The 8,784-nt window shown below is 69.5% G+C and carries 6 protein-coding genes and 2 pseudogenes; 3 read left to right on the forward strand and 5 right to left on the reverse strand.

The window, feature by feature from the left end:
• The first annotated feature begins 130 nt into the window (after positions 1-130).
• A pseudogene (gene dut / locus A6302_RS17950) lies at positions 131-576 on the forward strand (dUTP diphosphatase).
• Position 577: 1 nt separating this feature from the next.
• Here the strand turns inward: dut and A6302_RS17955 are convergent.
• The 3 genes from A6302_RS17955 to A6302_RS17965 all read right to left on the reverse strand — a co-directional run bounded on the left by A6302_RS17955 (position 578) and on the right by A6302_RS17965 (position 2,787).
• Positions 578-1,342: a class I SAM-dependent methyltransferase gene (locus A6302_RS17955; protein WP_069308191.1), complete on the reverse strand. Its 765-nt coding sequence runs from the start codon at positions 1,340-1,342 to the stop codon at positions 578-580.
• 76 nt (positions 1,343-1,418) lie between these two features.
• Positions 1,419-2,111, reverse strand: coding sequence for an alpha/beta hydrolase (locus A6302_RS17960; protein WP_210183383.1), 693 nt, complete (start codon positions 2,109-2,111; stop codon positions 1,419-1,421).
• Positions 2,112-2,154: 43 nt separating this feature from the next.
• Entirely contained in the window at positions 2,155-2,787 is a 633-nt protein-coding gene (locus A6302_RS17965) for a TetR/AcrR family transcriptional regulator (RefSeq protein WP_069308192.1), read from the reverse strand.
• 102 nt (positions 2,788-2,889) lie between these two features.
• Between A6302_RS17965 and A6302_RS17970 the strand changes: the two genes are divergently transcribed.
• Positions 2,890-3,201: a hypothetical protein gene (locus A6302_RS17970; RefSeq protein WP_069308193.1), complete on the forward strand. Its 312-nt coding sequence runs from the start codon at positions 2,890-2,892 to the stop codon at positions 3,199-3,201.
• Between the two features lie 83 nt (positions 3,202-3,284).
• Positions 3,285-6,671 (forward strand): annotated as a pseudogene (locus tag A6302_RS17975) (acyl-[ACP]--phospholipid O-acyltransferase).
• Positions 6,672-6,829: 158 nt separating this feature from the next.
• Here the strand turns inward: A6302_RS17975 and A6302_RS22395 are convergent.
• Positions 6,830-7,579, reverse strand: a complete 750-nt coding sequence (locus tag A6302_RS22395; protein WP_141703904.1) for an ATP-binding cassette domain-containing protein — start codon at positions 7,577-7,579, stop codon at positions 6,830-6,832.
• The gene (locus A6302_RS22400) at positions 7,513-8,679 is read right to left on the reverse strand and encodes an ABC transporter family protein (RefSeq protein WP_169833621.1); all 1,167 of its coding nucleotides are present in this window, start codon (positions 8,677-8,679) and stop codon (positions 7,513-7,515) included. Before A6302_RS22400 ends, A6302_RS22395 begins: the two co-directional genes overlap by 67 nt.
• Positions 8,680-8,784: the final 105 nt, after the last annotated feature.

The following is an 8,784-nucleotide window of genomic DNA, read 5'->3' on the forward strand; positions in this document are numbered from 1 at the left end:
GCTCCGCCATTTGCCCCTTCTCCCCATCGAGGGAGAAGGTGGCGCGCAGCGCGCATGAGGGGGCCTCGGCCTTTCCTCGAACAAAGAACTTCCGTATCCACTCCGGACCCCAACCCACCCTGGATCGCCGATGACCATCTCCCTTGCCGTCACCCGCCTGCCTCATGGCGCCGACCTTCCCTTGCCGGCCTACCAGAGCCCGCAGGCGGCCGGCATGGACCTGCTGGCGGCCGTCGGCGAGCCGCTGACGCTGGCGCCGGGCGCCCGCGCGCTGGTGCGACGGGCCTTGCGATCGCGCTGCCGGAAGGGTTCGAGGCGCAGGTGCGGCCGCGTTCGGGGCTGGCCGCCAGGCACGGCGTCACCGTGCTCAACACGCCCGGCACGATCGATGCGGACTATCGCGGCGAGGTGAAGGTGATCCTGATCAACCTCGGCGACGCGCCGTTCGTGATCGCCCGCGGCGAGCGCATCGCGCAGGTGGTGATCGCCCCGGTGACGCAGGCGCGTCTGGTCGAGGTGGCGAGCCTGGATGAGACGGCGCGCGGCGCCGGCGGATTCGGATCGACGGGACGCTGACTCAGTCCGCCACGGTCTCGAACACCGCCGTCTCCAAGAGGAAGCTGCCGTCGGGCTCGATGGCGAAATGGCGGCGCACCTCGGCGGAGGCGCCCTCCTGCAGCGAGCGGATCGCCGTGACATGGGCCTCGGGCGTGCCCATCCGCGCGATCCAGGTCGCAAAGTCGAGACGCAGCCGGTCGCGGCGGACGGCGAGGGTCTCGAAGCCGGCGTCACGCAGCAGCGCGGTCCATTCGGCGATCGACCGGTTGCGCACATGCGAGGGGTCGCGCAGCAGTTCCACCGCCTGGAGATGGGTGTCGTAGAGCGCGACGCCGGAGGTCACCACGTCGGCGAAGATCGCCGGCGCGCCGGCTTTGGCCACCCGCCGCGCCTCGCGCAGGCCGGCGGCAAGGTCGGTCCAGTGATGGGCACTGTAGCGGCTCGCCACGAAATCGGCGGTGGCCGCGTCGAGGCCGAGTGCCCGCACGTCCGCCTCCACCGTGCGGATGTTGGCAAGGCCCTTTTCCGCCGCCGTGCGGGCGACGGTGGCGAGCATGCCGGCCGACAGGTCGCAGGCCAGAACCTCGCCCGCATGCGGGGCCAGCGCATAGGCGACGTGGCCGCCGCCGGTGCCGAGATCGAGCGCCACGCTGGGGCGCACCTCCGCCGCGCGGGCCGCGATCAGGTCGAGGTCGGCACCGGCGGCATGGACCCGGCTTTCCACATAGGCGGCGGCCATCGGGCCGAACTGGCGGTCGATCAGGCGGTTCTGGGTGGTCGTCATGGCATCCTGTCCCCGTTCGGGGCGCGTGGGCATCGGGCAGGTCGCGTTGCCCGGCTCGGCCGGGCGGCGTGTCAGGTCAGTCGAGGAAGAAGCGCACGGCGGCCTCGGCCACGTCCGGCGTCAGCTTGTGGATGCCGTCGTGTTCCAGATAGGTCACGTCATAACCGGCCTCGCGCAGTTCGGCGACCTTGCCCCGGCCGGCGCGGGCCACGGGCAGCTGCTCGTCGTTGCGGCCGTGGGCGACGAACACCTTCGGCTCGCCCTGCGGCGAGGTCACCGACATGAAGCCGCCGGACATCGCCATGACATGGCTGACGAAGGCGCCGTTGGTGAGGCCGATCGACAGCGCATAGCTGCACCCGTCCGACCAGCCGGCAAAGGCGATGCGGCCGGGGCGGAGCGCGAAATGCCGGCCGACGATCGAAAGCGCCGCATCCAGCCGCTCGCGGTCGGGGCCGTTGCCGCCGATGACGAGATCCCAGGTCGGGAACATCGACTGCGGCGCAAGAATCAGGAATTTCCGCGCCTCGGCCATGGCCTCGAACTGCGGCAGCATGATTCCCGCGCCGCCGCCAGCGCCGTGGAACAGCACCATCAGCGGCACGTCCGCGCCCGGCTCCAGCCCCTCGGGCACATGCAGGATCGCGTCGCGCTTGTCCGACAGGCCGAGCGAATGCTGGCCGGGGCCGAGCGGGGCAAGGGTGGGCGGCGCCGGACGGAAGGTCAGCCGGCCGGCGAGTTCGGGGGAAATCAGGGACAGGTCGATCATCGGGATATCCTAGGCCAGAGCGCCGGGAGGGGGAAGACGGGCGTCACCTGTTCCCATTTCCAGACCCCTGCCCCGCCGCCAGTCCGTGGGCGATGGCTTCCACCACCATCGCGATCTGGCCGTGCAGACCGGCGCGCGGCACGGCGATCAGCTTGCCTTCGAGGCCGAGCACGACGATGCCGTGGACGGCGGAGAACAGGGTACGGGCGAGGAGGTGGCGCTCGGCGTCCGGCAGGTCGGGACGGAGCGCCGACAGCGGCGCGTCGATGTGGCGGAACAGGCGGATCTGTTCTTCCGCCGACCAGTCCGGCAGGGCGCGGCCGTCGGCGAGGCGGAATTCGAACAGGGCGCGCCAGAGGTGGAGATTGTCGGCGGCAAAATCGGCATAGGTGCGGGCGATGGCGACGAGCCGCGCGGCGGGCGTGCCGGCGGCGGCCGACGCCGCGCTGGCCGTCAGCGCCGCATCGAGGCGGCCGAGGGTGCGCGAGCCGACGCGCAGCACCACCTCGTCCATGTCGGCCACCAGCGTGTAGAGCGCCCCCACCGCGCAGCCGACTTCGGAGGCGAGATCCCGCGCTTTGAGCGCCGTGAGGCCCGCGTCGGCGATCCGGCGCTCGGCCGCATCGAGAAGGGCGGTGCGCTGGGCGTCGCGGCGCAGCGTGGTGGCTCTGGTCATGGGTTCACCATATTATGAACATCGTTCATTTCATATCTTGAACAATGTTCATTTTTCGATATCCTGCGATCACTGAACACCGTTCATAGCAGGAGATCCCCGATGTACAAGCGCGCAGTTTCCCTGATCCGCCGCCTCGCCCCCACCGCCCGCCGTTCGTCCGGCAATCCCGGCCTCGTCGCCATCGCCGCCCACCGCCTCGACCGGGCCAATTCCGCGGTGCGCGAGGCCTGCCGCGCCCTGGAAGTCGCCCGGCAGACGGCGCTGGCGGGCGCGCCGGAGGCGATCGTCGACCTGCACCTTCGCCTGTCGCAGGCCAATGCCGCGCTGGCCGAGGCCCGCGCCGGGCTTGCCATGGCCCGGATCGCGACAGCCCCGATCGCCACGAACAGCCGGGAAATGTCCGCCGGCTGAACCTCGTTCTAACTTCTTGCGTATCACCTTCATGCGTCCGGCCTCCGCGAGGGGCTGACCAGCCCGCCGAGAGGACCCTCGACATGATGGGACGACTGATTTCGAGCCGCCGCTTCGCACCGCTGTTCTGGTGCCAGTTCTTTTCCGCGCTTGGCGACAATTTCCTGAAGAACGCGCTCGTGTTCCTGATTCTGGCGACGATGGCCGCGCAGGAGGCGGAAACCTTCGTCTCCTTTGCCGGCGCCGTGCTGATCGCGCCCTTCTTCTTCCTCTCCGCCCTCGGCGGCGAACTTGCCGACCGACACGACAAGGCGGTGATCGCCAAACGGCTGAAATTCGCCGAGATCGGCGCCGCGGCCATCGCCGTCGCCGGCTTCCTGATGATGTCGATCCCGGTGCTGTTCGTCGCCCTGTTCGCCTTCGGCACCATCTCGGCGCTGTTCGGCCCGATCAAATACGGCATCCTGCCGGACCATCTGGAGACCCGCGAACTGCCCTCCGGCAACGCGCTGGTCGAGGGGGCGACCTTCATCGCCATCGTCGGCGGCACCGTGCTCGCCTCGATCGCCTTCAAGCTGTCCGACGCGACGGTGATCGCCGTGACCCTGATGGCCTTCTCCGTGCTGAGCTGGCTGGCGCCCGGTTCATTCCGCCGACCGGCTCGAAGGCGCCGGACCTCGTCGTCGACCTGAACGTGTTCCGCTCCACCTTCGCGCTGCTGCGCGAACTCAAGACCGACACCCGCCTGTGGCGCGGCGGCATCATCGTCTCGCTGTTCTGGATGATGGGGGCGATCGCCATGGCGCTGCTGCCGCCGATGATCGACCGGCAGATGGGCGGCGACGAGATCGTCATCTCCGCCTATCTCACGCTGTTCGCCGTTGCCATCGGCCTCGGCTCGGCGCTGGCCTCGTGGCTGTGCAACGGCCGGATCGTCCTTTTCCCGGTGCCGGTCGCCTCGGTGCTGATCGGCCTTGCCTCGCTGCATCTCGGTTTCACGCTCTGGGGGCTGGAGCCGACCGGCACCGACATGGGCCTTGCCGCCTTCTTCGCCCAGCCGGTGGCCTGGGCGGTCGGGATCGACCTGACGATCCTGGCGGTGGCCGGCGGCCTGTTCATCGTGCCCTCGTTTGCGGCCATCCAGTCCTGGGCGCCGGAGGCCTCCCGCGCCCGGGTGATCGCCGCGGTCAACATCCTCAACGCCGGCTTCATCGTCGTCGGCGCGCTGGTGATGGGCATCTCGCAGGCGCTCGGCGCCTCGATCGCCCTGGTCTTCGTCATGCTGGCCGTCACCGCCTTCGTCTCGGCGGTGTGGATCGCCCGGGCGATGCCGACCAGCCTGTTCGCCGACTTCCTGTTCGTCGTGTTCCGCCTCCTGTTCCGGATGGAGGTGAAGGGCCGCGACAACCTCGCCAGGCGGCCCCGGCGCGATCATCGCGCTCAACCACGTCAGCCTGCTCGACGGCGCCGCCGCGCTCGCCATCCTCGAGGAGGACCCGGTGTTTGCCATCGACCACGGCATCGCCCAGAAGTGGTGGGTGAAGCCCTTTGTCAATCTCACCCGGGCGATGCCCCTCGACCCGACCCGGCCGATGGCGACCCGCACGCTGATCAAGGCGGTGAACGAGGGCAACACGCTGGTGATCTTCCCGGAGGGCCGGATCTCGGTCACCGGCAGCCTGATGAAGGTCTATGACGGCGCCGGCCTGATCGCCGACAAGACCGGGGCCAACGTGGTGCCGGTGCGGATCGAGGGCCTCGAAGCGACACCCGCCTCCTATCTCAACTCCGCGCAGGTGCGCCGCCGCTGGTTCCCCAAGGTGACCGTGACCATCCTGGAGCCGGTGAAACTCGAGGTCGCCCCGGCGCTGAAGGGCAAGGCGCGCCGCCATGCGGCCGGCGCCGGTCTCTACCAGATCATGTCCGACCTCGTGTTCCGCACCACGCCCATCGACCGCTCGGTGTTCGACGCGGTGATCGAGGCGGCCAAGGTCCACGGCGAAAGCCGGGTCGCGCTGGAAGACCCGGTGGCGGGCAAGCTCACCTACAGGAAGATGCTCGCCGGCGCCCGCGTCCTCGGCAGCCGGATGGCGCCCTTTGCCCCCGAGGGCGGCGCGATCGGCGTGATGCTGCCCAATGCCGGCGGCGCGGTGGTCACCGTGCTTGCCGTGATGTCGGCCGGCCGGGTGCCGGCGATGATCAACTTCACGGCGGGCGCCGCCAACGTCCTGTCCGCCTGCACGGCCGCCAAGGTCGAGACCGTGCTGACCTCGCGCGGCTTCGTCGAGAAAGCCAAGCTCGACCGGCTCGTCGCCGAGATGTCGGGCAAGGTCCAGATCGTCTACCTGGAGGACCTGCGCGCGGGGATCGGCCTTGGCGACAAGCTCAAGGGCCTGTGGAACCGCCGCCGGCCATTGGTGAAGCGCAGCGGCAGCGACCCGGCGGCGATCCTGTTCACCTCCGGCTCGGAAGGCGCGCCGAAGGGCGTGGTGCTGTCGTCGAAGAATCTCCTCGCCAATGCCGCGCAGGCCGCCGCGCGCATCGACTTCGGCCGCGAGGACAAGGTGTTCAACGTGCTGCCGATGTTCCACTCCTTCGGCCTCACGGTCGGGGCGATCCTGCCGCTGGTCTCCGGCGTGCCGGTCTACCTCTACCCCTCGCCGCTGCACTACCGGATCGTGCCGGAACTGGTCTACGCCTCGAATGCCACCATCCTGTTCGGCACCGACACGTTCCTGTCCGGCTATGCCCGCACCGCGCATCCCTATGATTTCCGCTCGCTGCGCTACCTGCTGGCCGGCGCCGAGCCGGTGAAGGAGGCGACGCGGCGGGTCTACATGGAGAAGTTCGGCCTGCGCATCCTGGAGGGCTACGGCGTCACCGAGACGGCGCCGGTGCTGGCGATCAACACGCCGATGTTCAACCGCTTCGGCACCGTCGGCCGGATCATGCCCGGCATGGAGGCCCGGCTGGAGCCGGTGCCCGGCATCGACGAGGGCGGCCGGCTCTACGTGCGCGGTCCCAACATCATGATGGGCTATCTCAAGGCCGACGCGCCCGGCGTGCTGCAGCCGCCGGAGGCCGGCTGGCACGACACCGGCGACATCGTGACCATCGACGCCGAGGGCTTCGTCACCATTCGCGGCCGGGCCAAGCGCTTTGCCAAGATCGCCGGCGAGATGGTGTCGCTGGCCGCCGTCGAGGCGCTGGCGGCCGAAGCCTGGCCGGGGGCGATGACCGGCGTCGTCGCCCGCCCCGACGCCCGCAAGGGCGAACGGCTGATCCTCGTCACCGACGCCCGCGGCGCCACCCGCGCCGACATCCAGGCGGTGTCAAAGGCGAAGGGCGCGAGCGAGCTGATGGTGCCGGCCGAGGTGCGGGTGATCGAGAAGCTGCCGGTGCTCGGCACCGGCAAGCTCGACCTCGTGACGCTCGGCCGCGACATCGCCGCCGAGGAACAGGCGGCGTGAGGATCTGACCCGCCGGCCCTGACCGGCGGGTCGCTCTGGCGCGTCCGGATGACGCGTCGAGCAGATGACGAAACGGGGCCCCGTCCTGATGGCGGGGCCCCGTTTGCGTTGATCGTCCATGGCCCGACGCCGTCGCCGGCAGCGCATGCGGGAGCGGCCTACTCCGCCGCCTGCATCCGGATCGGCCGGACCACCGCCGGGGCAGCGCTGTCGGGCAGCAGGACCGGCTTCAGGAGGGCCCGGCCGTCATTGATGTCCAGCACGCTGTCGTAGAAGGGCGTGCCGTCCTCGGCGAGCGGCGGGCTTTCCTCGTGCATGACGCTGATGACGATCGCCTGCGGGCAGCGCAGCTTGACCAGCTGGAGGAACTGGGTGCGGGCGGCCGGGTCGAGCGCGGCCGTCGCCTCGTCGAGGAACAGCACGTCGGGCCGGTGCAGCAGGATGCGGGCGAGCACGAGGCGCTGCTTCTGGCCGCCGGAGAGGATGTCCTCCCAGCGGCGACCGCGCCACTGGGTCTCGCCGAGCGCCTCGATGAACTCGCCGAGGCCGGCGGCGGCCATCGACGCGGTGACCTCCACGTCGTTGAAATGCGAGGCATCGCCGGGCAGCGCGACGAGCTGCTTCAGCGTGCACTGCGGCAGGCGGATCTCCTGGCAGGCATAGAAGAACTGCGCGTTCTCGGCATGGGCGACATGGCCGCTGCCGTGGGGCCACAGGCCGGCGAGCGCCTTGATGAAGGACGACTTGCCGCAGCCGGACGGGCCGCGCACGAACACCCACTGGCCGGGGCGCAGCTTGATGTTGGCCGCCGAGAGGAAGGCGGTGTCGTGGCCCTGGTGCATCAGCCGCAGGCGCCGGATGACGAGGCTGCCGTCGTGGGTGCGGCCGTCGTAGTGGAAGTCGCGCACGCCGTTGCGGGCGAGAAGACGTGGCTGTCCTGGACATCCTCGATGGCGACCGCCAGCTCGGTGACGCGGCCGGCGTTGGCCTTGAGGTTGGCGATGTCCGGCATGACGTTGATCAGCCAGGAGCAGTTGTTGATCAGATCGCCGACGAGTTCGGACCCGGTGACGTAGGTCTTGAAGTCCACGGCGCCGTTCATGTAGCCGGGCAGCATCGGCAGGTAGGACACCACCTTGTCGGTCAGGTAGCCGTAGAGGCCGTGGAAGGACATGAACACCGAGGCGATGCGGTTCTTGCGCTCCCAGGTGCTGTCGATCGAGGTGTAGAGGTCGCGGTGGATCGCGGCCTGCACGCCCTCGCCCCGCGAGGCGGCGACCTGCAGCGAGCGGCGGGTGAGCGCGCTGAACTCGCCGCGATAGCTCGCCTCGAAGCTCTGCATCATCACGTTGAGCCGCTCCATCACCTTGCCGATCTTGAGGGCGAGGAAGGTGTTGAGCGGCACGTAGGCGCCGACCACGACGAAGGCCAGCACGACGGTGCCATACTGGCCGAGGAATTCGAGGCCATCGACCGCCGAGGTGGTCTCCAGCAGCTTCTCGCCGACGAACCAGACCGAGGTGACCACGCCGAACAGGCCGACCGCGAGGCCGAGCGCGCCGCCGGTCATGTCCTTGATCGCGTCCTGGACGCGCTGGTCGATGTTGTCGGGGATGTCCTTGCCGGGCATCGAGGCACCGGAGCCGCTCATTAGGTGGAAATAGGCACGGCGCTCGCCGAGCAGGGCGCTGTTGAACTGGCCGTCCAGCCAGCGGCGCCATTTGCGGTGCATGGTGGTGAGCAGATAGTGGCGGGTGCCGACCAGCAGGCAGGTCTTGAGGGCCGCAAGGGCGACGAGGGTCAGCGCCGTGTCGATCAGCCGGTCCTTGGCGACCAGGCCCTCGACACTGTGGAAGTTGACGATCGCACTGATGAAGGCGCCCGACGCTTCGGCCACCCACACGCCGCACTTGCTGGCGGCTGCGGTCAGACAGGCGACCGCGATCGTCAGCGTCCAGGCCTCGGTCCATCTCGCCGAGGTCCACCAGGCGGTCATCAGACCGCGCATGTGACGCATTCCCGCAACTTCGGTCAGCGTACTCACTCCTTGGATACGGAGGATGCACCCGCTTTTCTTTTAGGACATCCGAAACCATAGTCCCCCCACCGCCGA

The sequence above is a fragment of the Methylobrevis pamukkalensis genome (genome assembly GCF_001720135.1).
In the GTDB taxonomy this organism is placed as follows: Bacteria; Pseudomonadota; Alphaproteobacteria; order Rhizobiales; family Pleomorphomonadaceae; genus Methylobrevis; species Methylobrevis pamukkalensis.

What these genes read in the sequence shown, in the direction of transcription:
- A6302_RS17955 (WP_069308191.1), bottom strand. Translation starts at nt 1,342, where the DNA reads ATGACGACCACCCAGAACCGCCTGATCGACCGCCAGTTCGGCCCGATG.
- A6302_RS17960 (WP_210183383.1), bottom strand. Translation starts at nt 2,111, where the DNA reads ATGATCGACCTGTCCCTGATTTCCCCCGAACTCGCCGGCCGGCTGACC.
- A6302_RS17965 (WP_069308192.1), bottom strand. Translation starts at nt 2,787, where the DNA reads ATGACCAGAGCCACCACGCTGCGCCGCGACGCCCAGCGCACCGCCCTT.
- A6302_RS17970 (WP_069308193.1), top strand. Translation starts at nt 2,890, where the DNA reads ATGTACAAGCGCGCAGTTTCCCTGATCCGCCGCCTCGCCCCCACCGCC.
- A6302_RS22400 (WP_169833621.1), bottom strand. Translation starts at nt 8,679, where the DNA reads ATGCGCGGTCTGATGACCGCCTGGTGGACCTCGGCGAGATGGACCGAG.